Annotated in this window: 25 protein-coding genes; 12 read left to right on the top strand and 13 right to left on the bottom strand. The window is 46.8% G+C overall.

Going from position 1 to position 24,326, the window contains the following annotated elements:
• Positions 1–193: 193 nt before the first annotated feature.
• Together ACQ4M5_RS16880 and ACQ4M5_RS16875 are read left to right on the top strand one after the other, a co-directional pair.
• Positions 194–661, top strand: a complete 468-nt coding sequence (locus tag ACQ4M5_RS16880) for a phosphate-starvation-inducible PsiE family protein (protein ID WP_430676811.1) — start codon at positions 194–196, stop codon at positions 659–661.
• 11 nt (positions 662–672) lie between these two features.
• Positions 673–1,125, top strand: coding sequence for a nitrate reductase associated protein (locus tag ACQ4M5_RS16875; RefSeq protein ID WP_430676810.1), 453 nt, complete (start codon positions 673–675; stop codon positions 1,123–1,125).
• A gap of 46 nt (positions 1,126–1,171) precedes the next feature.
• Here ACQ4M5_RS16875 and ACQ4M5_RS16870 read toward each other — a convergent pair whose 3' ends face one another.
• The 3 genes from ACQ4M5_RS16870 to ACQ4M5_RS16860 all read right to left on the bottom strand — a co-directional run bounded on the left by ACQ4M5_RS16870 (position 1,172) and on the right by ACQ4M5_RS16860 (position 3,208).
• Positions 1,172–1,357 carry a hypothetical protein gene (locus tag ACQ4M5_RS16870; protein ID WP_430676809.1) on the bottom strand — a complete coding sequence of 62 codons (186 nt, stop codon included), beginning with the start codon at positions 1,355–1,357 and terminating at the stop codon, positions 1,172–1,174.
• A 116-nt stretch (positions 1,358–1,473) separates the two neighbouring features.
• Positions 1,474–1,887 (bottom strand): TerB family tellurite resistance protein, encoded by a 414-nt coding sequence (locus tag ACQ4M5_RS16865; RefSeq protein ID WP_430676808.1) that lies wholly within the window; start codon positions 1,885–1,887, stop codon positions 1,474–1,476.
• Entirely contained in the window at positions 1,880–3,208 is a 1,329-nt protein-coding gene (locus tag ACQ4M5_RS16860) for a 16S rRNA (cytosine(967)-C(5))-methyltransferase (protein ID WP_430676807.1), read from the bottom strand. The genes ACQ4M5_RS16865 and ACQ4M5_RS16860 overlap by 8 nt, the downstream gene beginning before the upstream one ends.
• 356 nt (positions 3,209–3,564) lie before the next feature.
• Between ACQ4M5_RS16860 and ACQ4M5_RS16855 the strand changes: the two genes are divergently transcribed.
• From ACQ4M5_RS16855 to murI, 3 genes are all read left to right on the top strand, one after another.
• The gene (locus tag ACQ4M5_RS16855) at positions 3,565–4,944 is read left to right on the top strand and encodes a cation:proton antiporter (RefSeq protein ID WP_430676806.1); all 1,380 of its coding nucleotides are present in this window, start codon (positions 3,565–3,567) and stop codon (positions 4,942–4,944) included.
• A 529-nt stretch (positions 4,945–5,473) separates the two neighbouring features.
• Entirely contained in the window at positions 5,474–7,366 is a 1,893-nt protein-coding gene (locus ACQ4M5_RS16850; RefSeq protein ID WP_430676805.1) for an N-acetylmuramoyl-L-alanine amidase, read from the top strand.
• 142 nt (positions 7,367–7,508) lie between these two features.
• A complete protein-coding gene (gene murI, locus ACQ4M5_RS16845) occupies positions 7,509–8,351 on the top strand; it encodes a glutamate racemase (RefSeq protein WP_430676804.1) in 843 nt (280 codons plus the stop codon).
• Positions 8,352–8,353: 2 nt separating this feature from the next.
• On the opposite strand, the gene ACQ4M5_RS16840 is transcribed toward murI, so the two are convergent.
• Entirely contained in the window at positions 8,354–9,262 is a 909-nt protein-coding gene (locus ACQ4M5_RS16840) for a DUF4351 domain-containing protein (protein ID WP_430676803.1), read from the bottom strand.
• Positions 9,263–9,443: 181 nt separating this feature from the next.
• Here ACQ4M5_RS16840 and sds point away from each other — a divergent pair, with 181 nt between their 5' ends.
• A complete protein-coding gene (sds, locus tag ACQ4M5_RS16835) occupies positions 9,444–10,415 on the top strand; it encodes a solanesyl diphosphate synthase (protein ID WP_430676802.1) in 972 nt (323 codons plus the stop codon).
• Positions 10,416–10,662: 247 nt separating this feature from the next.
• The gene (locus ACQ4M5_RS16830) at positions 10,663–11,925 is read left to right on the top strand and encodes a glycosyltransferase family 4 protein (RefSeq protein WP_430676801.1); all 1,263 of its coding nucleotides are present in this window, start codon (positions 10,663–10,665) and stop codon (positions 11,923–11,925) included.
• Positions 11,926–11,985: 60 nt separating this feature from the next.
• Here the strand turns inward: ACQ4M5_RS16830 and ACQ4M5_RS16825 are convergent, their stop codons facing one another.
• The 3 genes from ACQ4M5_RS16825 to hpxZ are packed head-to-tail and all read right to left on the bottom strand — an operon-like array spanning position 11,986 to position 13,046.
• Positions 11,986–12,342, bottom strand: coding sequence for a HepT-like ribonuclease domain-containing protein (locus ACQ4M5_RS16825; protein WP_430676800.1), 357 nt, complete (start codon positions 12,340–12,342; stop codon positions 11,986–11,988).
• Positions 12,323–12,655: a nucleotidyltransferase family protein gene (locus ACQ4M5_RS16820; RefSeq protein WP_430676799.1), complete on the bottom strand. Its 333-nt coding sequence runs from the start codon at positions 12,653–12,655 to the stop codon at positions 12,323–12,325. Before ACQ4M5_RS16820 ends, ACQ4M5_RS16825 begins: the two co-directional genes overlap by 20 nt.
• Positions 12,656–12,680: 25 nt before the next feature.
• A complete protein-coding gene (gene hpxZ / locus ACQ4M5_RS16815; protein ID WP_430676798.1) occupies positions 12,681–13,046 on the bottom strand; it encodes an oxalurate catabolism protein HpxZ in 366 nt (121 codons plus the stop codon).
• 96 nt (positions 13,047–13,142) lie between these two features.
• On the opposite strand from hpxZ, the gene ACQ4M5_RS16810 reads away from it, so the two are divergent.
• The 4 genes from ACQ4M5_RS16810 to ACQ4M5_RS16795 all read left to right on the top strand — a co-directional run bounded on the left by ACQ4M5_RS16810 (position 13,143) and on the right by ACQ4M5_RS16795 (position 17,611).
• Positions 13,143–14,228, top strand: a complete 1,086-nt coding sequence (locus ACQ4M5_RS16810; RefSeq protein WP_430676797.1) for a DNA topoisomerase IB — start codon at positions 13,143–13,145, stop codon at positions 14,226–14,228.
• A 73-nt stretch (positions 14,229–14,301) separates the two neighbouring features.
• Positions 14,302–15,495, top strand: coding sequence for a bifunctional sterol desaturase/short chain dehydrogenase (locus tag ACQ4M5_RS16805; RefSeq protein ID WP_430676796.1), 1,194 nt, complete (start codon positions 14,302–14,304; stop codon positions 15,493–15,495).
• A 573-nt stretch (positions 15,496–16,068) separates the two neighbouring features.
• On the top strand, positions 16,069–16,593 hold the full coding sequence (locus ACQ4M5_RS16800; protein WP_430676795.1) for an outer membrane beta-barrel protein: 525 nt from the start codon (positions 16,069–16,071) through the stop codon (positions 16,591–16,593).
• A 163-nt stretch (positions 16,594–16,756) separates the two neighbouring features.
• Positions 16,757–17,611 carry a histidine kinase gene (locus ACQ4M5_RS16795; RefSeq protein ID WP_430676794.1) on the top strand — a complete coding sequence of 285 codons (855 nt, stop codon included), beginning with the start codon at positions 16,757–16,759 and terminating at the stop codon, positions 17,609–17,611.
• 437 nt (positions 17,612–18,048) lie between these two features.
• Here the strand turns inward: ACQ4M5_RS16795 and ACQ4M5_RS16790 are convergent, their stop codons facing one another.
• The 5 genes from ACQ4M5_RS16790 to ACQ4M5_RS16770 form a co-directional block, all read right to left on the bottom strand.
• Positions 18,049–18,504, bottom strand: coding sequence for an NUDIX domain-containing protein (locus ACQ4M5_RS16790; protein ID WP_430676793.1), 456 nt, complete (start codon positions 18,502–18,504; stop codon positions 18,049–18,051).
• Positions 18,505–18,578: 74 nt separating this feature from the next.
• Entirely contained in the window at positions 18,579–19,037 is a 459-nt protein-coding gene (gene bcp, locus ACQ4M5_RS16785; protein WP_430676792.1) for a thioredoxin-dependent thiol peroxidase, read from the bottom strand.
• A gap of 3 nt (positions 19,038–19,040) precedes the next feature.
• Positions 19,041–20,450 (bottom strand): argininosuccinate lyase, encoded by a 1,410-nt coding sequence (gene argH, locus ACQ4M5_RS16780; protein ID WP_430676791.1) that lies wholly within the window; start codon positions 20,448–20,450, stop codon positions 19,041–19,043.
• Positions 20,451–20,552: 102 nt separating this feature from the next.
• Positions 20,553–20,783 (bottom strand): hypothetical protein, encoded by a 231-nt coding sequence (locus ACQ4M5_RS16775; protein WP_430676790.1) that lies wholly within the window; start codon positions 20,781–20,783, stop codon positions 20,553–20,555.
• A 76-nt stretch (positions 20,784–20,859) separates the two neighbouring features.
• Complete coding sequence (locus ACQ4M5_RS16770; RefSeq protein ID WP_430676789.1) at positions 20,860–21,576, bottom strand: response regulator; 717 nt, start codon at positions 21,574–21,576, stop codon at positions 20,860–20,862.
• A 244-nt stretch (positions 21,577–21,820) separates the two neighbouring features.
• Between ACQ4M5_RS16770 and ACQ4M5_RS16765 the strand changes: the two genes are divergently transcribed.
• On the top strand, positions 21,821–23,302 hold the full coding sequence (locus tag ACQ4M5_RS16765) for a dolichyl-phosphate-mannose--protein mannosyltransferase (RefSeq protein ID WP_430676788.1): 1,482 nt from the start codon (positions 21,821–21,823) through the stop codon (positions 23,300–23,302).
• Between the two features lie 195 nt (positions 23,303–23,497).
• Here the strand turns inward: ACQ4M5_RS16765 and ACQ4M5_RS16760 are convergent, their stop codons facing one another.
• Positions 23,498–24,283 (bottom strand): pantothenate kinase, encoded by a 786-nt coding sequence (locus ACQ4M5_RS16760; protein ID WP_430676787.1) that lies wholly within the window; start codon positions 24,281–24,283, stop codon positions 23,498–23,500.
• Positions 24,284–24,326: the final 43 nt, after the last annotated feature.

Raw genomic sequence — 24,326 nt, 5'->3', positions numbered from 1 at the left:
TCTGGGCTGGTGTACGAGCACATTCAACAATTCTGGCATCGACGCGAAGCACGCAACGGATGAAGAGACAATGCAAACATAGACTTTGCTCGATTATTCCTGATAGAATCCTCGATGTAAAGAAGCGCACGATTCGCTTTACTCCGATCGCACTGTCTGGGTATGCTCACAGCAGTAGAAGTGGTAAGTATTTATGCGGCGTTCCCTGTGGAAATCCTTGCGAGAAGGCATGAAAGACGATAATTTTCTCAGTTTCCTAGGACGCATCGAGATCTGGGTATCAAAGATTCTGTCGCTCATGATGCTGCTGGTGATCTTCCTTTCGGTCTATCAACTAGGCAGAGTCTTGTTCGTTGAACTCACTTCGGTTTCGCCAAATAACTACTCTACTAGAGTGCTATTTACGATTTTTGGATTATTTCTGAATGTTTTAATTGCATTTGAAATATTAGAGAACATTACGGCTTACTTGAAGAAGCACGTGATTCAATTAGAGTTAGTGATCGTAACCTCATTGATTGCTGTCGCTCGGAAAATTATTATCTTAGACTTAGAGAAGACGGCTGGAATCGATTTGATTGCATTGGCGACTGCGATTTTTGCTCTCTCTGTAAGCTATTGGATTGTTCGCAATGTTGCACCAAAAAGTAATCAGCATTGAGGCATCGATCGATGAATCCCTTTTTTCAATTTGAATCCGATTTCGTTGATTCACTCCGCTGTATTCCGATGATTGTTCGATACAAGCTAGATACTTGTGGCGTGAAGTTAAAACTGCATCAATGGAACAAGTTTACAGAAAGCGATCGACAACAAACCGTAGAATTGCCCTGCACGACAGCAGACGAAATCCGCAACTATCAGGACTTTTTGCATAACTTGATTAAAGAGCGAACTGGGGAGACAGCGACCGATTTAGCGATCGATCCTGCTCCTGCTTGGAATGATGTCACGATAGTTCCTGAGAGCGTTAATACCAAAGCTAACGAAGTTGAAATTACAATCACTCAGGCTCAATGGGAATCGCTTACACCCATTCAACGATTTGTTCTGATTAAGCTCAGTCGATCGTCTCATGAGAATGCAAATTTCCTGCCTGCGGTGAAAGAATTCCATCTAGCTTGAAGTGCGATCGAACCGAAATTCGATAGTCAGAATCATTGAATCGCTGTTACCGAGAGCGACAGCCGCGTTTATCTTTGAGTCGCTGCTGCAATTCTTCAGAGGCAAACAAGTGAGCAACTTCCTGAAAGACACGTTCAGCCTTGCGATTGTAAGGTGCTGAAGCAAAACAAGCTTCTAAATGCAATTTTTGAGTTGCCAGTCTGAACGAGCAATACCAATACTCTGAACTCATGATGGTGTCGAGGATATAAGATAGTCCTCCTCTGCCTCCGTGTAAGACTCTACTCGGTCTTTCCTAAAGAACACTTCGTGCTTTTGGATGAGCAGGAGTCATTCGATTGGGTGATTTTAGAGCTTTTCGATTTTTGAAACGCCATGTTGGTAGAGTTTGCGAATCGCTGCAATCACTTTAGTATGCAGGCTTGGAGCAGGTTCGGATTCGAGGATTTGCAGTCGAGTGAGTAGTTTCGCTTCCTCACTATCGATCGAGCCATCCAAATAAATCAAGCTGCTAATCTCTTCGATCAGTTGATGACAACGCTCAGAGGTCGGATGCTCACCGAGATAGTCTTGCACCCACTGATAACACTCTTCAGATTTAACCGATCGCAGTTCGTAAAGAATTGGCTGAATTTCTCGATCGCTCTCGACTCCTTTTTCTTTTGCAATTCGCTGAAGATACGATCGCTCTTCTGGCTGAATTTTGCCATCTAACCAAGCGACTCCAATCAAGATTTTCACCAGCGTTTTTGTATCATTCATGTTTCAGCTTGACCATAAAGAATCCGTCCATATTGTGACAGTGCGGCAGAACTTTGATCCAACCTTCTGAAGTGGATAGTTCTGGAAAAAGCTCTGTCCGCTCGATTGACCAACCTGGATGTTGGGCTAAGAACTGTTTCACCACGGATTCATTCTCGATCGTATTCAGTGTGCAAGTTGAGTAAACCAATACACCTTGAGGTTTGACCCAAGTTGCTGCTTCGGTAAGAATCTCTTGCTGCAATTGTGCAAGTTCTGTCGCACTTTCTGGAGTCTGTCGCCAACGGGCATCCGCATGACGATTCAAGGTTCCAAGCCCAGAACAAGGCGCATCGACTAATACACGATCGCACTTTCCTTTTAACTGCGGAACGTTGCGACTATCACTGGTCAGAACTTGAATCGACTTTAGTGCTAAACGATCGACATTCTGCTGTAATTTTTTCAGTCGAGAGGCTGTTTTATCGATCGCCCAAACCGTTCCTCGATCGTGCATCAATTCTGCTAAGTGTAAAGTCTTTCCACCCGGAGCCGCGCAAGCATCCGCAACGATTTCTCCAGGGTGTGGATCAACTAAATAGCCAACTAATTGAGCACTACTATCTTGAACAATCCACCAGCCTTCGGTGTAGCCCGGTAAGTTCTGAATTGCACCTGTACTCGGCGGCAATCTGAGTGCATTTGGTAAGGTTGGAATACGATCGACCTGAATCCCCTGAGCGATCATCGCAGCTTCGACTTGATTAATGTTCGTCCTCAGTGTGTTCACTCTGAGATCAATCTGAGGCGGACGATTCATCCATTCACAAAGCTTTTTAGTCTCATCCATTCCGAACTGATCACACCAAGCTTGAACAATCCAATCGGGATAGCTATGTAATGATCCGAGACGTGCAATTTCATCTTTCGGCAATTCCAGCGGATCAGCTTTCAGAATCGTCTGCGTTCTCAAATACTGACGCAGTAAGCCATTTACAACGCCTGTTAATCCACCTAACTTATTTTGCTTTGCAAGTTCTACACTTGTGTCTACTGCTGCGGATGGTGGAATTTGATCGAGATAGCGCAATTGATACAGTCCCAATTGCAGAATCAATCGTAAATCTGGAGCTTGAGTGTTCTTTTTCGCGAATTGATCAATCAGTGCATCTAACGTTCTGCGGCGGCGAATTGTGCCGTATACAAGTTCGGTGAATAAACGTCGATCAAGCAATGAAATCTCACTCTGCTGCAAGGCTTGATCCACTGCAACATCGGCAAAGGCTCCCTTGTGAATGGCTCGAAGGGCATTAAACGCAAGTTGGCGAGGATTTTGAGACAACGATCGAGAACAGGCGAAACAGCTTATTCAGAATAGCAATCCGCTGAACATTCTGACCGAATCTGCTCGATCCTAGGATGTGTGTTAACGAGGATTTGTGTTGATGAGGATTTGTTGCTGCGATGGAGTCCGCCCGGACATGAATCTCCGGGCTAATGGGAGAAAGGAGGCTGAAGCCCCCTAAGATCGCAGTTTCAGCCCACTTCAGTGGGGTTCCCTCCATTAGCCCGGAGATTCATTTCCGGGCGAAGTCGCGGGTAAACGAACACTCCAAAATTACAAACCCCTCGATCGCTTTGAAATAAGTATTAATAACTCTGTACGATAGGGAGGATTTTCGGTCACTCCCTCAACGTATGATCAATTCTCTTTCTTGGTTTCATGTTTCGCCGCCTCTGCTCGCTGCTGCCGAAGCGGAAAGCGGCTCGCTGGTTCTTGCTGGCGTTCTTCTCAGTTTAGTCGTCGTCTATTTCGCCAGTAAAATTGGCGGGGAAATTTGCGCTCGACTCGATTTGCCCTCAGTGTTAGGTGAATTAGTTGCAGGTGTCCTTGTCGGTGTCTCCGCACTGCATCTCATCGTCTTTCCCAGTTCCGATTTTGATGCCAGTCGATCGCTAGTCATGCAGGCGCTCCAAATGACAGCGCATCTCAGCCCAGAATCGCTCAATACCGTGTTTGAAACGCAGAGCGAAGTCATTTCTGTATTGGCGGAAATTGGAGTCGTCATTCTGCTGTTTGAGATTGGCTTAGAGTCGGATTTGAAAGAACTGATTCGAGTCGGTTGGCAAGCTGCGATCGTCGCTTGTGTCGGGGTTGCTGTTCCGTTCGCGCTTGGAACTGCTGGACTCATGACACTTTTCAATGTGCCAGCCATCCCCGCGATTTTTGCTGGAGCCGCTCTGACTGCGACCAGTATCGGAATTACTGCCAGGGTTTTATCAGAACTGCAACAGATTAGTTCAAAAGAAGGGCAAATCATTATCGGTGCAGCCGTTTTGGACGATGTGCTTGGCATTATCGTGCTGGCGGTCGTCGCAGGATTGGCGAAGACTGGCGAAGTTCAGGTTGGCGATGTGGTTTACCTGATTCTCAGCGCGGGTGTGTTCTTGATCGGAAGTTTGTGGCTTGGACGCTTACTAAATCCACTGTTTGTGAAACTGGTGAATGAGCTTAAAACTCGTGGACAGTTGCTCGTGAGCGCTCTAATTGTTGCGTTTGTGCTGGCAGATATTGCCGCTGTGATTCAGTTAGAAGCGATTCTCGGTGCGTTTGCCGCTGGATTGATTTTGGCAGAAACCGAGAAGCGGACTGAACTCGAAGAGCAAATTAAACCGATCGCAGATATGCTCGTGCCCGTTTTCTTCGTCGTGGTCGGAGCCAGAACCGATGTCAGCGTTTTGAACCCGTTCGATCCTGCCAATCGTGAAGGATTGATTATGTCGGGTTTCCTGATCGTGGTGGCGATCGTGGGGAAAGTGGTGACGGGCTTCACCCTGTTTGGGCAACCGGAACTGAATCGATTAGCGATCGGGGTCGGAATGATTCCACGGGGCGAAGTTGGGCTAGTTTTCGCATCTTTTGGCGCAAGTACGGGAATTCTCTCGGATGCGCTCCAAGCCGCAATTATTGTCATGGTGATTTTGACGACCTTTATTGCGCCGCCCTTATTGCGCGTGGTCTTTCCGCAAACCGACTCCGTACCTACACCGAGCCTAAGTAGCATCGACGACATTTGAGCAAAAAAGTATGTTGAAGTCCAGTCTTCCGTACTAGAATGCTCTAGCCCAAACCTGAAAAAGTTTTGAATTTTTGGGTTTGGGATATCGTTGTTTCACGCTCTAAATTTTATGCAACCGCTATTCCTGAGAAATTCGATCGCAGAATTCAGAAACTCGATCGCGTTTTTTTGCGTCCCCGACATCGAAGGACATGACATCTTTCTCACATAAATTAAGCAAAAGTTGAGCAAATTTTCCAGATATCAGGAACGAGCTTGAGGATATTAGGTCAGTCGATCCAATACGCTTGATTTTGCTTTATTTCGTTGAGAAAACACTATTGGATGTAAAAGATGAATATCGGCTCAAAGTCCTGTTTTTGGCTAAACAGATATTCATCGATCGTGGGTGAGCGAGGACGTAGATTCGGTATTGATGCTCAGATTTGTAGGCAAAATTTAATCATTTTGTGCTGCAATTTTGACGGTCAAAAAACTTGAAACGATTGCCGAAAATAGCGGCTTGACGCATAACAAGGAGAGAAAAGTTGGAACGCGGTCTTCAGTCTACCAGAGCAAAAAAATGGAATAAAAGATTTAATTTGCAAACGTACTTTTTGCTCTGTTCATTCTATTTTTTACTATTCACTTTCCCGGCTCAAGCGGCTCGATTACAGTCTTGGCGATTGAGTCCAACCCAAAATCAACTCGAATTTTCCACCGATGATGGAGTCCAACCCAGAGCACAACTTCTCAGTGATCCGACTCGGCTGGTAATCGATTTACCCGGTGTCACCTTTGGACGACCGCAAGTGACGGAAAACTACAGCGGTGCAGTTCGCGCGATCCGGGTGGGACAGTTCGATCGAGGAACGACCCGAATTGTGGTCGAATACGCACCCGGTTACACCGTTGATCCTAGCCGCATCCAATTTCAAGGCAGAGCGGCAAATCAATGGGCAGTCCAGTTACCAACTCCTACGCTTTCCGGTGTTGGAGCACCCCCGGTAACGCAACCTCCGATCGCACAGCCTCCGATTGGACAACCTCCGATCGCACAATTGCCACCCCCCGCAGCCGGACGGACTTTTATTCAGAGCCTTCAAGCAACTGGGGACGGCTTCTTCCTTCGGACAGTAGGTGGAATTCCAACCGTTCGATCGATTCGCTCTACCGATCGTCGTCAGATGATCATTGACATCTTCAACTCGACGATTGGTCCGAACCTATTGCAGCGCGATCTTCCGGTGAATATCAGCGGTGTGACTCGTGCCCAAATCGCTCAATTTGATGCCAATACCGTTCGACTAACGCTGACGCTGAATCCTCAAAGCGGCAACTGGCAAGCGAGCGCGAGTCCTTCCGGTGGATTGATTGTGCTTCCGCAAACTGTTGGGGGAACTCCTACAACACCGCAACCAACACCACAACCAACACCACAACCAACACCGCAACCGCCAGCCGGACAAACCGCGATCGTGCAATCGGTCGAACTGGGTGCCAATAACCAGTTAATCATTCGAGGGAATCAGCCGCTCAGCTATACCGCAGGATGGGATCGGGCGACGAGTTCCTATCGAGTCCTGATTCGATCAGCACGAACCGACGCGAACTTCAGAGGACCCCAACTTCCCGCAGGCAGTCCACTCATCCAAGCGCGAGTTCGTCAAGATGGAAACGATGTCGCAGTCTTGCTCACTCCTGCTTCTGGAGTGCAGTTTGGCGAAATTGTGCAAACCAATCCGCAGCAGTTGAACTTACCCTTACGCCGTGGATTGTTCCCAGTTGTGCCTCCCACGACTCCCACGCCGATTCCGACTCCGGTTCCGGTTCCTCCAAGACCGACTCCGGTTCCTCCAAGACCAACTCCAACTCCGGTTCCCCGTCCTCCCGTTCCGAACGGTCGTCTCGTCGTTGTCATCGATCCGGGACATGGTGGACCTGATCCTGGAGCCGTTGGTATTCGCGGGATTCAGGAAAAAGAAATCGTGCTCGATATCAGTCGGCGCGTTCAAGCCAACTTAGAGCGATCGGGCGTAACCGTCGTAATGACCCGGAATGCAGATATTGATCTGGATCTCCAACCGCGTGTGGATATTGCCCAACGTGCGAATGCGACTGTATTTGTGAGTATTCATGCGAATGCAATTAGCATGAGTCGCCCGGAAGTGAATGGTTTAGAAACGTACTATTTCCAAAGCGGACTAGAACTTGCTCGAACGATTCACCGCAACGTCTTACAAGGCACAGAAATTGGCGATCGCGGAGTTCGCAGCGCTCGATTTTTTGTGCTTCGTCGCACAAGTATGCCTGCGGTGCTGGTCGAAGTCGGCTTTGTCACAGGTCGTCGAGATGCAGCACTGTTGGCAACCTCCAACTTTAGACAGCAGATGGCAGACTCGATCGCTCGTGGCGTTCTGGAATATTTGGGGCGGCGTTAATCGTGGCATCCCCCAATCTGGTGTTGAGCCACTGAGCAAGAGGACATAGACTGAAGTGAATGTTAGAAGACTGAGGCTGATATCAGGGTGCAATTTGCTTCAGGCTTCCGACTTCTAATTTTCTGGTGTGAGGATAGAATCAATGACCAATTCAGCAGAGAACTTCGGTACGCCGAATGGCTCAGATCCGATCGGGCTTTTTGATAGCGGGGTCGGGGGCTTGACGGTGCTGCGCGAAATGTACCGTCAACTGCCGCAGGAGTCGCTGTTGTATTTCGGAGATACGGCGCGTGTCCCGTATGGAACGCGATCGCAAAGTGAGATCATCCAATTCGTGCGGGAGATTCTGCATTGGATGGTCGAGCGCCGCGCCAAAATGGTGATCATGGCGTGTAATACCAGTTCAGCTTTAGCGATCGACACGGTGCGCGAAGAATTTCCAGGTCTACCGATTCTAGGGGTGATTCTTCCTGGTGCAAGTGCGGCAGTTCGTCAAGGAAAGCGAATCGGTGTGATTTCGACTCCTGCCACTGCTAAGAGCGATGCCTACCGTCAAGCAATTCTAGAAGTTGATTCGACCGCGCAAGTGTGGCAAGTAGGCTGTCCTGAATTTGTGCCCTTGATCGAACAAGGACGAATTTATGATCCGTATACGATCGAAGTGGCTCAGAACTATCTCAAATCGCTATTAGATGCAAACATTGATACGCTGATCTACGGCTGTACGCACTATCCGCATTTAGCTCCAGTGCTTACTTCGATCGTGCCACAATCAGTTCAATTTATCGATCCCGCTGTTCATGTTGCGAAAGCGGCGGCTCAAGAATTGGAACTCCTAGGATTGCGAAATCTCAAATCTCCAGAGCCGACACAGTTTTGTGTGAGCGGCGATCCGCAACCGTTTATCGAAGTGGCGCGACAGTGGCTTGGATTTAGCCCGATCGTGCAACAAGTGACGCTTTCGGAATCGGTGGCAGTGGGATAGAACTATTCGGAGCAGTGTATTTCTAGCCACTGCTCCAAATCTTCAACAGAATTAAAACTGAGAAGCGCGATCGCTAACTGATCTAGTTCAGTCGTGGATAGCTGCTGGATTTGATGCTCGATCGATTGGGACAGGACGCGCAACCGGGAGCGCAAGAGCATCAGAATGACTGACACTTTCCCATTCCGCTCTCCTTGCTCAATGCCTTGCTCAATGCCTTCAGAACGAGTTCTACGTTCCCATTCGAGGTATGCCTGAGAGAGTGCCACTAGAAATTGCTCCTCTTCTGCTTCCACATTTTCAGTTATTTCTATACTAATCCGCCATCGCACCAACAAGTCGAGAGCAGTCGCACGTTTTGGGTTGGCATCTGACAACAAAAGCAATTCTTCAATGGCTTGTTCCTGAGTTATTCCTTTACCCAAGAGCCGGAGCCACAGGGTCTCCTCAGTTATAGGAAGTTCAGCGATATTAATTAAGCCGGTTCGCCAACCTCGATCGAATGTATAAATCCCGTCTTCACCCAACAGTTCTCCACCAAATTCATCTAGCACTCGATCGGAAACCGATGATGCTAAAATCCACAACTGCGGCAGTTCAGCATCAGGAAGACTGCGATCGACAGCACGATTCAATTCCGCGTGGAGCAGGTAGAGTTTCATGGCGCAGGTTCGTACATCGGTACTAGACGGCGGATTGCGAAACGGCTCGAACAGAGATTTGGTCGTGCTTAACTGTGCGAGTTGTCCTAGTTCAGCGGGATTGAGTTGGGATGGATCAGTCGGCTCGAAGTAAATATCGATGCGGCGGGCTTCTCCAGAAACATTTTGATCGATCGTCACTCGTCCATACGGGCTGAGCAAGGTCTCGAATAACTGTTTAGAGAATTCATCGAACGGTTGGCGGGTCATGCGTCGAGTCAGAACAAATGCTCTCTACTTTATCGTGATTCGAGGAATTTCTTTGCCCTACCCAAAATTCCACAGTCTGAGACCCTTAAATATTTCCTCCCCTAGAAATGCGGATTTATGAGTAAAATAAGGTCACAAGCCGTAAAAAAACTTAACCTATAGCTTCTGAGTCGGCAATTACATGACCTCAGCCACATCCCTCTTTTCTCCGGTAGAAGCGGATCTACGTTTACTTGCCGAGAACCTTAAAAATCTCATCGGTGCGCGTCATCGCATTCTCTACGCTGCCGCAGAACACCTTTTTAGCGCTGGAGGAAAACGTATTCGTCCCGCGATCGTTCTTTTGGTTGCTCGTGCCACGATGTGCGGACAAGAGATTACCCCACGTCATCGCCGCCTTGCCGAGATCACTGAAATGATTCACACCGCAAGTTTGGTGCACGATGATGTAATCGATGAGTCAGACACGCGGCGAGGACTTCCATCGGTTCATAGCCGATTCAATACGCGGGTTGCAGTTTTAGCTGGAGACTTTCTGTTTGCTCAGTCGTCTTGGTACTTGGCAAATTTAGAAAATATTGAAGTGATTAAATTGCTATCTGAAGTGATTAAGGATTTTGCCGAAGGCGAACTTCAGCAAGGACTCCTTCAGTTTGATACTGGACTCACGATCGAATCCTATTTGGAAAAAAGCTACTATAAGACCGCTTCTTTAATCGCAAATAGCTCTAAAGCAGCGGCTTTATTGAGTGATACGTCTGACACTGAGGCTCAAAAGCTTTATCAGTACGGACGGCACTTGGGTTTAGCGTTTCAAGTTGTCGATGATATTTTTGACTTTACGAGTTCGAGTGAAGGACTTGGAAAGCCTGCGGGATCGGATCTCAAGAGCGGAAATCTTACGGCTCCCGTGTTGTACGCCTTGGAAGAGAAACCGTATTTAGAAGAGTTAATCGATCGAGGATTTGCTCAAGAAGACGATTTAGAACAAGCTTTAGCGCTGGTACGGGGTAGCGAGGGAATTCAGAGAGCGAGAGATTTGGCGACGTATCATGCAAAAGCTGCGATCGACTATCTTTCGGATTTGCCCCCGTCTGACTCTAGGCAGGCATTAATTAAGCTCGCAGACTATGTGCTAAATCGCTCTTACTAGGGGTGAATTGCTGAAATACGACATTGAGGTGGGAAATTTCCCACCTTTTTTATTGCCAAAAATCTACCGATAGATAGAGCAATTTTTGCTTCATTACTGTCTAGCTATGCAATTTTCTGAGATTTGAATGTTCGATTTATAGCTCGTGAAGGATGAGGACTTACGCAATTCTTACTACAGTTAAACCCAATGGTTATGAAAGTTGACGTTTGTTAATATTCTTTTATCGTGTTTTGGTAATAACACTATGGCTATCTCAGGTCAGCGTCCTCGGATCGCGTTAATTTCAGTACACGGTGATCCCGCGATCGAAATTGGAAAAGAAGAAGCAGGTGGACAGAATGTCTATGTACGCCAAGTGGGTGAAGCGCTCTCGCGTCAAGGCTGGCAAGTGGATATGTTCACTCGAAAAGCTGCCGTTGATCAGCCTGAGATGGTTCAACATACTCCCCATTGCCGCACTATTCGATTGGTTGCTGGACCGCAAGAATTTATCTCACGTGATGATTTGTTCGGGTACTTACCTGAGTTTGTCAAAAACTTCCAGCAGTTTCAAGCTGAATTGGGCTATCAATATCCGTTAGTGCATACGAATTATTGGCTGTCGTCTTGGGTGGGAATGACTCTGAAAAAGCTCCAAGGCTCGAAACAGATTCATACGTATCATTCTTTGGGCGCAGTGAAATATCAAGCTGTTTCTGCCATTCCAATGATTGCGAAGACGAGATTAGCAACCGAGAAACTATGTTTAGAAACGGCTGAACGGATTGTTGCGACCAGTCCTCAAGAACAGGAACACATGCGATCGCTGGTTTCTAATCACGGCAATATCGATATCATTCCGTGTGGAACAGATACCGAGCGATTTGGCAGAATTTCTCGTGCAGAAGCGCGCCAAGCTTTGGGATTAGATCAAGATGCGAAGATTGTTTTATATGTGGGACGCTTCGATCGACGAAAAGGAATCGAAACGACTGTTCGCGCTGTTGGACAATTACAGCATGAGAATTTGAAGTTGATCATCGGTGGTGGAAGTCGTCCGGGACACAGCGATGGCATGGAACGCGATCGCATCGAAGGAATTGTGAACGAACTTGGATTGCAAGACGTTACACTGTTTCCGGGTCGCTTAGGACTTGAAAATTTGCATCTATATTATGCAGCGGCAGATGTGTGTACGGTTCCGAGCCATTATGAGCCGTTTGGACTGGTCGCGATCGAAGCAATGGCAAGTGGAACCCCAGTAGTTGCTTCAGATGTCGGTGGATTGCAGTTTACGGTCATTCCTAACGAAACCGGATTGTTAGCGCCACCGAAAGATGATGCTGCGTTTGCGAAAGCTATCAATCGGATTTTGGCTGATCCGAACTATCGCGATCGATTGGGGCGTGGCGGACGCGATCGGGTTGAAGAGATGTTTAGCTGGGACGGAGTTGCTTCTCAGTTGGGCAAGCTGTATCAGCAAGTTTTGAAAGTGCCAGCGGTTGAGCGATCGGCGGTGAGTGCATAGTTACAAAATTCTCTTTAAGCATTCAGAATCCTGACTTCTTAAGGTTGGGGTTTTGAATGTCTATAGATCGTCTGGTAATGGAGGAATTAACTGCTCTAGCTGAATCAATAGAGGCGGTAGTTCTATATGTATAATCGCCCACAATCTTTCTTGATCGACTTCATCATATCGATGGATCACGATATTGCGTAAACCGACAATCTGCTGCCAGTTGATCTCCGGATGAGCCTGTCGAAATTCATTGGAAAGTCTCCGGGTTGCTTCTCCCAAAATTTCAAATTGCCGTTCCACTGCACTGATAAACAGAATACTGCTGAAGTATTCTTCCTGGGTTAGATTTTCGGTAAAGGATTGGATGTGGCGAATTGCTTGAGCCATGTCCCAAACTGATGCGATGTCACGATTCCCGGATGGCATAAATCACTTGTTGAGTTTTCAAAATTTCGTGTCGTCTGAACGGATTTTTCAGATATTGCTTCTGTACCAAATCAACTTTACGGCTAAATAGAACTTCGATTTCCTCCTGCATCTTCAGGTAGCTATCCAAGGTCAAACTACGATCGGGTGCAAAGGTGACTAAAACATCAATGTCGCTGTCTGGGCGAAAATCATCACGCAGTACTGAGCCGAATAGCGCGAATTCGGTAATTTTCCAGCGATCGCAATATTCGGCAATTTGCTCTGGAGTTGCCTTGATCCGATCGCTAATCCAAGCCTGCAATTCAACCATTCTCATAACACCAAAGCGCTTACATCTACAATATCGAAACGTGGGCGGCAATTACCTTCCAGCCATCAATCGTTCGCATCCATGTTTGGCTTTGTCGTCCGGTTCTGCCCGATCGAACAAATTCCGTGTTTGCGGTGGCGAAATCTCTCCCGTATGTCGTGATCACAGTGTTCTTCAAAGTCCGATCGAGTCCTGTTGCCGATCGACCTGCCCGAAATTGTGCGATCGCATCATACCCATACAAATTCTCAGTCGCTCCATAGCGAATCGTATGCGAACTCTGCCAAAAAAGCTGATCCAAGACTGCGACATCATTGCTAATTAAAGCCTTTTCATACTGTTCAAAAACCGCAGTAACTTCTGCCAACACATCAAGAAGATTGATTTCCATTTGCTGTCCTCCTCAACCTTTAAGACTATACTTCGTTGCAGATTTCAAACACCGTTGAGTTTGATACGGTCTAACTATCCCGATGTGTTTGAAACCATGAATGTAGCTGTCGCAGAGCTTCCTACTGAAATTCCAACTGATCCGATCGAGTCTGCCGAAGCGGTTGGTTTACACTATGTCACTGATGAAATGCCAGGAATTCAGCGCAAGCGATCGGGAAAAAGTTTTATCTATTTTGATCCGAATGGCGATCGGATTAAAGACGAAAAAACCATTCAGCGAATCAATTCCCTCGCGATTCCGCCTGCTTATAAAGATGTGTGGATTTGTCCGCTTGAGAATGGACATTTGCAGGCAACCGGACGAGATGCAAAAGGACGGAAACAATATCGCTATCATCCACTTTGGCGATCGATTCGAGATCAAACGAAATTCACTCGCATGATCGCGTTTAGCCAAGCACTTCCAGAGATTCGTCGCCGGATTGAGCATGATCTCTCTCGACATGGATTGCCGAAACAGAAAGTATTAGCGACTGTTCTAAAACTGATGGAACTCACGCGGATTCGAGTTGGAAATGAGGAATACGCGAAAACTAATAATTCTTATGGATTAACAACCTTGCACGATGATCATGTCCATGTTGCTGGCTCGAAGGTTCAGTTTGAATTTCGGGGGAAAAGCGGCGTTGATCATGCGATCGAGGTCAGTGATAAAAGGCTCGCAAAAATCGTAAAACGCTGCCAAGATCTTCCAGGACAGGAGCTTTTTCAGTATTTAGACGAGAACAATCAGCCGCAAGATATCAAATCGAGCGACGTGAATGATTACTTGAGAGAAATTACTGGACAAGACTTTACGGCAAAGGACTTTCGGACTTGGGCTGGAACTGTTTTAGCGGCATCACATCTGGCAGAAATCGGAAAATTTACTTCTCAAACGGCTGCCAAAAAGAATATTACTCAAGCTGTTAAAACGGTTTCATCTTATTTAGGAAATCGTCCTGCAACGTGCAAAAAATACTATATTCATCCGAATGTTTTAGAAGCGTATCTGGATGAATCGCTGCATGATGTCGTTGAAAAACATAGCTCGATCGTGGTTGAAGACTGCCATGCCCTTCAAGTCGAAGAACTGATTGTTATTGCTCTATTGACTGAAACCGTTCGCGATCGCAGCTAAAACTCGATCAATTGAGTCCCTAGAGTCACGGTAAAGTAGGGAAGGTTTTATTAAGAAGCATTACATCGGGTTCATGGATTTGCGATTTCTGGACAGTCAGCTACTCGTTCAATGCCTCCTCGGAATTTCTGCGATCGTCTTAGCAGAACTGATGCGGGACGCTTATCACCTTGCCGGACACTACTGGCAACCCTTGAGAAAATTCCATAATTTGCATCACAAAGCCTATCGTCCTGATTTGACGATCGCCAGCTTGGAAATGTACCAGCGGGCGCAGCTTTATAATGATGTCCCAGAAGCAATGGCGATGTTTAGTTCCACAACGCTTCTAGCAGGACTCACCCAAATGCCGGGTTTCTGGCTTGGATCGCTCTATTCGTTGGTCTTCCTCATTCCTGCATTAGCGCGATCGCAAGGTCTGCTTTTACAAACCGATGTCACCCATAAGCCCGGTGATTTGGTCGATCTGCCCAAACCCTGGATTGTGAATCGCACCTATCACTGGCGACATCATTTTGATGAACCGAACGCTTATTTCTGTGGTCACTTTACGATCGTAGACAAAATGCTAGGAACCAGTTTGTCACTCAAAGATAAGAAGGTTGCAGTTACGGGAGCATCAGGCACACTCGGACAGGCGTTAGTTGCTGAGTTGACCAAGCAAGGTGCAAGAGTCATCGCTCTAACCACGAACGATACGGCTCAATTCGATCCAAAGGTCGAAGTGTTGCAGTGGCGGATTGGAGCCGAGGAAGAACTGCGATCGCGTCTCCAGAAAGTCGATATCTTCATCCTGAATCACGGCGTGAATGTACATGGCGATCGTTCTCCTGAAGCAATTCAGAAGTCCTACGAGGTGAATACTTTCTCGACTTGGAAACTGGCTGAGTTATTCCTAGAGACTGTGACCGAATCCTCGCATAAAGCGCTCAAAGAGCTTTGGATCAATACTTCAGAAGCAGAAGTCAATCCGGCATTTAGCCCACTGTATGAACTCTCGAAGCGGACACTGGGCGATTTGATCACGATGCGCCGATTGGATGCGCCCTGTATCATTCGCAAGCTGATTTTGGGACCGTTTAAGAGCCAGTTAAACCCGTATGGGGTCATGTCTGCTCCAGATGTGGCTTGGGCGATCGTGGCTCTGGCGAAACGTGATTTTCGGGACATCATCGTGACGATTAACCCGATCACCTATGCGCTATTTCCGGTAAAAGAGGCGTTGCAGTCGGTTTATTTTCGGATGTTTACTCGATCGACCCACTAATTTCGTACACGTTGGAACTTTCTGAACGGCTGCCACATCTAAAAGGTGTAGCAGCATTTTTTATGGAAATCATTCACCCCGTTCTTTCCGAAAAGCGTCATTAACACCGCGTAGTTAATCTCAGCCCTTAAAGTTAGAAACTTCTCAATCTAAGGTTACGGAAAACCGAACTTCAACGCGAATTCTTACGTCTAAATACAATCAAAAAGAGGCATTTTCTTTGGCAAAGCTGCTAAGAATGCCTCTATTTTTTGCGCTATTTAGGAATAGAAGAAAATTGGCACTCTCAATACTGTGCCACTTGCAAAACAGACCATCATTCTGGTTGGGTTAAAACCCCGCACGATATACCTATAGATATGAGAAATCAATACAGTTTGTCGCTGGTTTCTCAGGTTCTTCCAGGAACAATTCAGCGTTTTTGACTTATCAAATCGAAGCTATTTCTTAAGACATAGAACCCTTCAACTGAGTCAAAAAACTTCTGAAAACCTGGGAACAAACCAAACCTTTCTTACGACATTGAAAGTAAGAAAACACCAAGTTCAACTCTTAGCTACTCTAGGTAAAGTCATGAAATTCTCTCTCAAATCTGTTGCAGTTCTTTCCGCTCTTTCCGCTGTTGCAGTTTCGCCTTTGTTCTTTGCTGGATCGGCTTCTGCACAACCCGTTCGCTTCGATGGAAGCTATGTTGGTGCGGGGGTTGGTGGTAGCGTGACCCAAGGCGGACGTGGTAATGACGAATCGAAATTCGGCGGAAACATTCAAGGTCGTTTTGCAGTTCCGAATGCACCTGTTTCTGTTCGTGGCTCAGTCTTGTTTGACGGCGACAACAGCGTGATCATTCCTTCATTGACCTATGATGTTCCTGTTGCTAGAAACACCAACGTTTATGTCGGTGCAGGTTATGGATTCGTTCAAAATGATGGTCGCACTTCTCAATTGGGTAACAAAGATGCGGCTGTAATTTCGGCAGGTGTTGAATCGGAAGTTGCTCGTGGCGTTGTTGTTTATAGCGATGCAAAATATGGCATCAACGCTTATGAAGGTGGTGCAGGTTCGGTCAGTTTCGTAGGTGGTGTTGGTCTGCGATTCTAATTTCCTTGAATCGACAGATTAACCCTCTCTTTCTGATCTAACATGATTGGCTCCTGGTACTTTGCCAGGGGCTTTTTTATTGACCTTAAGAAAGAGGATGATTCTCAACCGTTACGTCAAGCTAAAGAAAGAGATTTGATAAGTTATTAATTAGAGGAATCCTATGTCTAATTCTGTCAAAGAAAAAATTTCAACCGACCTGAAACAAGCGAAAGAAGTTGGACAACTGAGAGCCGATCGCATTCGGGACATTATGAGAAGCGCGATCGCACAAATTACTTCAGAACTGAAAGCCGGAACCGGAGATTTACGATCGCTCGTTCGAGATGCCTTTTCCACTGCTGCCACGAGCCTGCAAGAAAGCGGAACCCACGTAAAAGAAGACATCACCGCATCGGTTGAAGGCGTGGTCGAGGGCATCAGTCGCGCCCGCCAGCAACGAATTGCCGAAACAGAAGCCGAAGTGAAACGGCTCCAGGCACAATTGGCAGAGCAAGAGGACGAACTTGAACAAGAAGTCGAAGCGGGCATGAGCGGGCTGAAAGATGCGGCACGAGAAATGTCGGGTGAAGCTCGCGAACAGATTGAGAATGCGATCGAGTCGATTCGCAACAGTGAGGAGGCAGCTTTGTTGAAGAAACGGTATGCCCAAGTTCAAGCGCAGTTAGCGATTCTCAAGGCGAATCTGGCGGCTCGGAGCGAAGACTATCACGATCGTGCTCAGGCGCATTTAAACGAGGCGAAAGAATGGTACGACCAAGCACGACCCCAAGCTGAATCTACGAAACAGCAAGCTGATCAAAAGATGGCAGAACTCGATCAAAAGATCGGTGAGGCTGGAGTGGCACTGGCACAACGGGAACGCCAAGTCCGCCAGATGCTTAAGGATTTGTTGAAGCAAGCGACCGATATGGTGCGAGAAGCGGGAGAAGCTCGATCGAAGTCTTCGACCAAATCAGGGGATGCGCCAAAATTACCGCCGACTCAGATCGAAATTGAGGATAGCAAGATTCGCTAAGGGAGGTGCTTGAAGATAAAATCCCAACGAGAGTAGCTCTGTTCTTAGCACGATCTCGCCCCGACTTTCAGTCGAGGGCGGGGCAGTGCAATAAATGACGGGATTTTATCAAGGGGCATATCCCTAAGACGGGTTTCATTCAGTGGAACCCATTTTTTGTTGCGATAAGTACGTCCAAAAGTTTGCGTTGATGAGAATTTATCGCTGCGATTCAGTCCGCCCGGAGATAAACGCTCCGGGCTAATGGGAGAAAGGAGGCTAAAGCCCCCTCAGACAGCAGCTTCAGCCCTCTTCAGAGGGGTTCCGTCCATCAGCCCGGTCGGTTCACCGCCGGGCGGAATTGCGGATGACCGAATCCGTCCAAATTTGCAAACCCGATCGCGGTTAAACGAACACGCCGAAATTCACAAATCCCCGATCGACAAAAACAATCCAAGTTACGCGATCGTCGTTTTCCCCTCAAAATAATCCTGCAATTGCTTCTCGTGATCATGCGACAACCGACCAGGAGGCAAATGCGAAAACTCAAACGCCTGCACTTCTGCCACTTCATCCGTATCTTTCGGATTAAAGCTTCCGATCGCTTCCACTTCCACGACAACACAGATCGAGTGCATTCTTGGATCGCGATCGGGAGCCGAATAAATTCCTACCAATCGTCGAATGTTGGTCAACTGCAATCCGGTTTCCTCGGCTAACTCCCGGCGAATCGCGGTCGGTAAATCTTCACCCCAATCGACAATGCCACCGGGAAGACTCCACAAACCATTATCTCGTCTGCGAATCAGAACAATTCGATCATCTGGCAAAACAGTAATGATGCTGGTTCCGGTAACTGGATGCCGAAAGATTACACCCAGAACGGTTTGGAAATAGTGCCAAATCCGACGCATAAACTTAGGAAACAAAGTGAAGGGGTGATACGTCGAAAAGTCACAGACGCAATCTTTCATTACATACAGAGAATTTACATCAGATCAGTAAGAATTTGAGTTGCGTGAAGATCGGGCTTGACTTTGCGATAGATCTTTTCGATCGTACCATCTGGACTGATCACAAAGGTATTCCGAGTAATTCCTAAATACTCTTTGCCCATGAACTTTTTAAGTCCGTAACTTTCGTACTGTTCTGCAATCTTTCCACCTTCGTCAATCAGTAATGGAAAGGGAAGATTGAATTTTTTTACAAATTTTTCGTGCGATTTTGCATCGTCTGTACTGACCCCTAAAACGACAATTTCTTGAGATTGATATTGCTCATAAGCATCTCGAAATCCGCAGGCTTCTTTTGTACATCCGGGCGTATTATCACGCGGATAAAAGTATAAAACGACTCGCTTTCCTTTGAGATCTGAAAGCTTGACTAGATTGCCGTCCGTATCGGGTAGGGCAAAATCAGGAGCGCGATCGCCAATATTCAAACTCATGCTCTAATCCTGTTGAAATCGTTGTTTTGCAGATTGCAGCGCTCGATCGATTTGCTCGAATCCAGTTCCACCAAAACTATTTCGAGCAGCAACCACTTGAGAAGGCGCGATCGCAGCGTAAATATCGGATTCAAAGGCGGGGTGTAATTCCTGCCATTCTGCAAGCGACAGATCTTTCAGTAACTTGTTCTGAGAAAGGCACGATCGAACCACTTTCCCAACTAAGTTATAAGCCTCTCGGAATGGAACGCCTTTTGACGCGAGATAATCCGCCACATCAGTCGCGTTTGAAAAGTCTTCTGCGACCGCTTCATTCAATCGAGCAGTCCGAAATTCTAGACCTTCTCGAAATAGAATTGTCATCGCTTCAAGACAAGCTTTCACCGTTTTCACTGCATCGAACAAGGCTTCTTTGTCTTCTTGCAAATCCTTGTTATACGCCAGTGGCAAACCTTTCATCAGCACTAACATACCTTGCAAATGTCCAAAAACTCGCCCAGTTTTGCCGCGAACTAATTCGGGCACGTCCGGATTCTTTTTCTGCGGCATGATGCTCGAACCCGTGGCGCAACTATCTTTCAGCGTCACAAAGCTAAATTCTTGGGATGCCCAAAAGATCACTTCCTCAGATAAACGACTGAGGTGAACCATGATCAAACTCGCAGCACAGAGGAACTCGATCGCGAAATCTCGATCGCTGACTCCATCCAAACTGTTCTCGTACAAACCTCCGAATTCCAATAACTCAGCGGTGTAATGTCGATCGATCGGAAAAGTTGTACCCGCTAGTGCTCCAGACCCCAACGGTGAGACATTCACGCGCTGATAAATTTCACCCAGTCGCGTCCAATCCCGCTGCGTCATTTCAAAATAAGCCAGCAAATGATGAGCGAGACTAATCGGCTGTGCCCGCTGAAGATGCGTATAGCCCGGAATCAGCGTTTGAACGTGTACTTCAGCTAAATCCAGTAAAACGCCTTGGAAAGCTCGAATATGCTGGCGAATCGTTTCAATTTCAGCGCGTAAATACAGGCGAGTATCCGTTCCCACCTGATCATTTCTCGATCGGGCCGTATGCAGTTTCTTACCCACATCGCCCGTAATTTCGGTCAGCCGCTTCTCTACGGCAAAATGCACATCTTCGGCATCCACGCCCGGTTGAAACTGACCCTGGCGATATTCCTGGCGAATCTGCTCCAGTCCATTCACTAATCGATCGCCTTCTTCGGCAGAAATAATGCCAGTTTTTGCCAGCATTTTTGCGTGTGCCTGCGATCCAGTGATGTCGTACTCGATCAATTCAATATCAAAACCAATGCTGGCGTTGAATTCTGCGATCGCGGGGTGCAATGCAGATTCAAATCGCTGACTCCAAGTTTGTTGGGGTTTGTTTTCAGGGAACTGAGGACTCAAGACAACTCAATCTCGTGCTTACTGCAAGTTCTAAGCCTACCGCAAAGGGTTAAATTGCGGGGATGAAGCCCAAATTAAATTTTTCATCCCCACGGAGTGTACTTAACCAAAAGAGGTAAAAGTTCTAACAAAATAGCCCAGTCCAATTCCCAATACAAACGCCCAAACTTGTCCAGTTCTAACAAAGTGATTCCAGCTTTTGCCGACATTTCCAGTAATATCAGTTTGCTTAAATTCTTGAGCCAAAACGGAAACATCGATCGATTGAACAAAATCACTCACATGAGCGGTGTGATCGATCCAAGTAGACAGGTCTAAAACGAAGTGAATCATGATTACTCTCTGAATGCGGCGTATACGTTCAGCACAGTGTTACCACATTCATCAAGTTCGAGAGTCCGAGAAAATGCTAGTTCAACAGCGGCATTACAGAAGTCGCGATGATCGCGGCTTGAGTACGATCGCGTAAATTCAAGCGTCCTAAAATACTCGCAACGTGGTTTTTTACCGTCCCTTCAGAGATGTCCAATGTTCGCGCAATTTCTCGGTTACTCGATCCTTCTGCGATCAGTCTCAAGACTTGGCGTTCTCGTGCCGTGAGTTTGGAAAATCCGGGCGGTAAATTACCCGCAGGAGTCCGACGCTGAGACGGCATGAACGGGAGAACATTCGTAACAGCGGACTCAATCGGTTCAATCGTCACTTCATCCTCGATCGAGAACGCGAGAGCTTTCTGCAAAATTCCTGGACTCAACTGAGTAAACCCTTTGTGAGCCGTCCGAACTGCATTCGCTAACTCATCGGGTGACATATCTTTTAGCAAATATCCACGTGCACCGACCTGTAGCGCCGTTCTCACCGACTTTTCATCATCTGAAGCCGTCAAGACCAAGACTCGCGTTTCAGGACAACGCTCACAAATCGTCTGAGTTGCCGTAATCCCATCCATCCTCGGCATCTTCAAATCCATTAGGACAACATCAGGTTGCAGTGCTTCAGCTTGTTCAACTGCATCACAACCATTGTCTACATCCGCGACCACTTGGAGGTCAGGTTCTTGTTCCAGGAGGGCTTTCAGACCTTCTCGAATGAGATTTTGATCATCTGCTAACAATACGCGAATCATGATTGTGCTTCCTTTTAACAGGGATTTGAGTTAAGCGACGGGGGCGATCGACTAACTCCTGGAGGACGTGAAATCGAGCAATTTTTATGAAATTTGATTTTTTCGTTAAATAGTTTGTAAAACTTTACCAAATTATTTTTTAGTTTTTATGCAAATAAATCAAGTCTGTTGTGACAGAAATTTACCAAAACAGAGAAGAAGTCAGTATGCTGAAGAACTAGAAAACGGCAGAACAAGAATCGCGATGCAGAAGACTGAACCATCTATCAAGCCAATCCCCTGGTTTCGGCTCGGAATTATTGGAGTTTTTCTAATTTCGTTAGGTCTTCGATTCTGGGGACTGGAACGATTCAACACTCTGGTCTTTGATGAAGTTTACTACGCAAAGTTCGCGAATAACTATCTGACAGGAACGAAATTTTTCGATGGTCATCCGCCTTTGAGTAAGTATTTGATTGCGATCGGAATTTGGATTGGCAATCGTCTTCCAATCGGTCAAGATACCGTCAATAATCTCGCAGGTTCGACTTTGAGTACCTGGAGTTATCGCTGGCTAAATGCGTTAACAGGATCGTTTATTCCACTGGTGATTTCTGCGATCGCGTTTCAACTGAGTCGCCGTCGAAGCTTTGCCCTGATCGCTGGAATGCTCGCTGCGATGGACGGTCTGTTTCTAGTTGAGTCGCGATATGCCCTTAATAATGTCTATCTCGTCATATTTGGATTAATCGGGCAATGGTGTTTGTTATTCAGTTTACGATCGCCTAAAAGATTCAATTCTTTTCTCGTGATTTCTGGCGTATTTTTTGCGGCATCTGCCTCGATCAAATGGAACGGTTTATGGTTTCTAATGAGCATCTATTTTCTGTGGGGAATTGCCTGGATCTTTCGCTTCTTAAACTGGACAGGTCAAGGCTCAAAACTATCAACAGAAATCCCTAGCAATTCATTACCAACTTCACCGTTATATCGTCTTACACAAATTCATCTGTTTTCTTTTTTACTCTGTTTTGCGGCGATCCCTGCGCTAGTTTATTGGTTACTTTGGCTACCCCATATTCACTTTAATCCTGAGTTTGGTTTCCTCGAAGTTCAGTGGCAAATTTTGACTTATCACCAGCGAGTGGGCAGCGGAATGAATATTCATCCTTACTGTTCAACTTGGTACAGTTGGATACTGATGCTGCGTCCTGTTGCGTATTATTACCAGGTTGCGAATTCGGCATCTGATCCGATTCCGAACGGCAATTCTGCGCTGGTATTAGAGCCGGGGCGGGTGGTTTACGATGTTCATGCGATGGGCAATCCAGCGCTTTGGTGGCTTTCGTCAGTCGCGATCGTGTTTCTCATTTGGATACTGGTAGAACACTGGAAATTGCTGCCGAGTCTTGCGAGTGTTCATGCTCCTCGGTTGAGTTTTTTACCTCCTCAAGAGTTGTGGATTGCTCTATTTTTGCTGGTGAGCTATGTAGCAAATTTGTTGCCGTGGGTTCCTGTCTCACGCTGCGTATTCCTGTATCACTACATGGGGTCATCGGTCTATGCCACGATGGGATTGGCTTGGTTTGTCGATCGATGGTTTCGGACTCGTGAATTTCGAGCGATCGGGATCGGCGTGATCTTGATTTGTGCGATCGCGTTTGTGTTCTGGATGCCGATTTATTTGGGATTGCCGTTAACACAACCGGAGTATCAAATGCGGATGTGGCTACGATCGTGGATTTAAGAGGGTGTTTGAAAATTCATCGTTTGTCGCATTCACCCGCCCGGAAATGAATCTCCGGGCTAATCAGGGGAAGCCCACTAAACTGGGCTAAGAACTCCGAATTACGCTCCCAGCCCGCTTCAGCGGGGTTTCCTCTATTAGCCCGGAGATTCATTTCCGGGCGAACTCGCAACGCAGCAAAGCCGCTTTTTATCCTCAAACACCCTCTAAGCGCAAATTTCGGATCGATCGCATTCCCCAGAAGACCAAATCTAAATCTAATTGAATTTGATCCGATGCCAATAGTGAGTACATTAGATTTGCATCGCCGCCTGTGAGTACGATCGCACTTTCCCCGACTTGTTGATGCCAATCCTCGATAAAGCTCCGAACGCCCGCTAATAAAGTATTGAGAATGCCACTCTCGATCGCGCTTTTCGTATCCCTCGCCCATCGATTCGGCAGTGTTTCAACCGTTTCGATCATCGGAAGTGCAGCCGTATATTTCTCCAACGCTTGAAACTGTAATCGCACTCCAGGCACAATCGCACCTCCAATCAATTCGTTTCGCCCATTCGCGCCTGTAAACGTCATCGCAGTTCCGCAATCAATCACCAGTGCTGGACTGCCATATCGTTGAATCGCCCCCCAAAGCGCCAACGCACGATCGACCCCCAAAGTAGGGTAGAGTTGCCGAAGGGGAATCTGATCCAAATCGATGCAGTACGAATTCGGCAAGTCGCGCCAATAATAGAACTGCTCCGGTACAACAGATGCGATCCATAACTCCGCGTCAATCGTTAACCCTGCAATTGATTGATAATCTAAACTAATTGGATGAGTCACAAAGCTCGGAACGGGTTCACTGAGCGAAATCACTGAATTTTCGTGGATGTGAGGCGTATCACATTTTTCTTGAATTTGATTCTGCTTGAACAAAGCCCAATGAAGACGCGAGTTTCCGATATTTAGCGCGATCCAATTGTGATCGATTAAACTCATTTATAGGTATGCTTACTTATTGAAACTTTACAAATCGAGATAA

This window comes from Leptolyngbya sp. AN10, from assembly GCF_050565645.1.
Lineage (GTDB): Bacteria > Cyanobacteriota > Cyanobacteriia > Leptolyngbyales > Leptolyngbyaceae > Leptolyngbya.
This window is presented reverse-complemented; position numbering and strand designations above follow the sequence as displayed.

Excerpts from the sequence above, each read along its gene's own strand:
- ACQ4M5_RS16775 (WP_430676790.1), bottom strand. The coding sequence starts at position 20,783 with ATGATTCACTTCGTTTTAGACCTGTCTACTTGGATCGATCACACCGCT.
- ACQ4M5_RS16765 (WP_430676788.1), top strand. The coding sequence starts at position 21,821 with ATGCAGAAGACTGAACCATCTATCAAGCCAATCCCCTGGTTTCGGCTC.
- ACQ4M5_RS16880 (WP_430676811.1), top strand. The coding sequence starts at position 194 with ATGCGGCGTTCCCTGTGGAAATCCTTGCGAGAAGGCATGAAAGACGAT.
- ACQ4M5_RS16760 (WP_430676787.1), bottom strand. The coding sequence starts at position 24,283 with ATGAGTTTAATCGATCACAATTGGATCGCGCTAAATATCGGAAACTCG.
- ACQ4M5_RS16805 (WP_430676796.1), top strand. The coding sequence starts at position 14,302 with ATGGATTTGCGATTTCTGGACAGTCAGCTACTCGTTCAATGCCTCCTC.
- ACQ4M5_RS16825 (WP_430676800.1), bottom strand. The coding sequence starts at position 12,342 with ATGCCATCCGGGAATCGTGACATCGCATCAGTTTGGGACATGGCTCAA.
- ACQ4M5_RS16875 (WP_430676810.1), top strand. The coding sequence starts at position 673 with ATGAATCCCTTTTTTCAATTTGAATCCGATTTCGTTGATTCACTCCGC.
- bcp (WP_430676792.1), bottom strand. The coding sequence starts at position 19,037 with ATGAGTTTGAATATTGGCGATCGCGCTCCTGATTTTGCCCTACCCGAT.
- ACQ4M5_RS16795 (WP_430676794.1), top strand. The coding sequence starts at position 16,757 with ATGTCTAATTCTGTCAAAGAAAAAATTTCAACCGACCTGAAACAAGCG.
- ACQ4M5_RS16840 (WP_430676803.1), bottom strand. The coding sequence starts at position 9,262 with ATGACCCGCCAACCGTTCGATGAATTCTCTAAACAGTTATTCGAGACC.
- ACQ4M5_RS16830 (WP_430676801.1), top strand. The coding sequence starts at position 10,663 with ATGGCTATCTCAGGTCAGCGTCCTCGGATCGCGTTAATTTCAGTACAC.
- ACQ4M5_RS16855 (WP_430676806.1), top strand. The coding sequence starts at position 3,565 with ATGATCAATTCTCTTTCTTGGTTTCATGTTTCGCCGCCTCTGCTCGCT.
- ACQ4M5_RS16770 (WP_430676789.1), bottom strand. The coding sequence starts at position 21,576 with ATGATTCGCGTATTGTTAGCAGATGATCAAAATCTCATTCGAGAAGGT.
- ACQ4M5_RS16790 (WP_430676793.1), bottom strand. The coding sequence starts at position 18,504 with ATGCGTCGGATTTGGCACTATTTCCAAACCGTTCTGGGTGTAATCTTT.
- sds (WP_430676802.1), top strand. The coding sequence starts at position 9,444 with ATGACCTCAGCCACATCCCTCTTTTCTCCGGTAGAAGCGGATCTACGT.
- ACQ4M5_RS16820 (WP_430676799.1), bottom strand. The coding sequence starts at position 12,655 with ATGGTTGAATTGCAGGCTTGGATTAGCGATCGGATCAAGGCAACTCCA.
- ACQ4M5_RS16870 (WP_430676809.1), bottom strand. The coding sequence starts at position 1,357 with ATGAGTTCAGAGTATTGGTATTGCTCGTTCAGACTGGCAACTCAAAAA.
- ACQ4M5_RS16865 (WP_430676808.1), bottom strand. The coding sequence starts at position 1,887 with ATGAATGATACAAAAACGCTGGTGAAAATCTTGATTGGAGTCGCTTGG.
- murI (WP_430676804.1), top strand. The coding sequence starts at position 7,509 with ATGACCAATTCAGCAGAGAACTTCGGTACGCCGAATGGCTCAGATCCG.
- hpxZ (WP_430676798.1), bottom strand. The coding sequence starts at position 13,046 with ATGGAAATCAATCTTCTTGATGTGTTGGCAGAAGTTACTGCGGTTTTT.
- ACQ4M5_RS16800 (WP_430676795.1), top strand. The coding sequence starts at position 16,069 with ATGAAATTCTCTCTCAAATCTGTTGCAGTTCTTTCCGCTCTTTCCGCT.
- ACQ4M5_RS16810 (WP_430676797.1), top strand. The coding sequence starts at position 13,143 with ATGAATGTAGCTGTCGCAGAGCTTCCTACTGAAATTCCAACTGATCCG.